This window comes from Bartonella sp. AP20NXHL, assembly GCF_042196165.1.
In the GTDB taxonomy this organism is placed as follows: domain Bacteria; phylum Pseudomonadota; class Alphaproteobacteria; order Rhizobiales; family Rhizobiaceae; genus Bartonella.
Window position 1 is genome coordinate 1 of record NZ_JBHIPV010000093.1, and the last position, 888, is coordinate 888.

General features: G+C 44.7%; 1 protein-coding gene. It reads right to left on the reverse strand.

The features are described 5' to 3' along the window. Positions 1 to 888 (reverse strand): late control protein (locus tag ACFILL_RS09380; protein WP_375643851.1); only part of this gene is annotated, 888 nt, incomplete at both ends.

Below are 888 nucleotides of genomic sequence, written 5' to 3' on the forward strand. Positions count from 1 at the left end.
GGTATCATCCTTGTCTGGTGTGGTGTTTGCAACGTTTCCAGCCGCATCTTCTTGGGTTTCATCAAAAAGCTCGCAATCTATTTTTGTGGTATAACCACCTGTTTTATCAAGCTTGTGTTTAACGCTTTTGATGCGCCATTCTGCTGGAATATAGGGGCGGAAAGAGGGCTCCTGAACAAGCTTTGCTTCTGCTTGTACAAAGGGATCACCACCGATATCACATGAGAAAGAAGACTTACCGCGTGATGATTTATTGCGATAAGCAGCAATGGCTGCAACAGTCTCTGATTGGTTATGGTAGGTGTATTTGAGTTCATGAAACGGTGCTTTGCCAACTTTGACTTCTTTTTTTTCACCACTGCGGATATCATGATAGGTTGCGAGAACACCGCCTTTCTTCTCTTTGTCTTCTTCTTTTTTCTCAGATTCTTTTTCTGCTTTTTCCGATTCAGATGATAATGGTGCTGTTCTGCCACTGTCATCCATATGGATAAAGTTTTCATCATCATCAATCTCTTCTGGTTCTCGTGCATCAGCAGCGGCTTTTTGGTCGTCTCCCACATCTGTTTCTAAGCCATTTGCTGCTCCTGCTTCATCCCGTGCGCTGTATTTAAAATCCCAAGAGGTGCAATGTTTTTCATGGATAACAACTATGGGGAGTGTTTCACCGGTGATGGCTTTGCCTTCACCCCGTTTGGCGAGCACCAGTTTGCCATCAACGGGCTTTGCTACCGCATCATATTCTTCTGCAAGGCGTGCGGCAAAAGCCATATCGCTTTCAGCTGTTTGGTCAATGTGACGCACAACGATTTTTGCAAGAGAAGGATCAACCTTTGGCGTATAGCCATTACGCTCTGCTATCTCTTGAACAATACTGCCAAGGGTTTG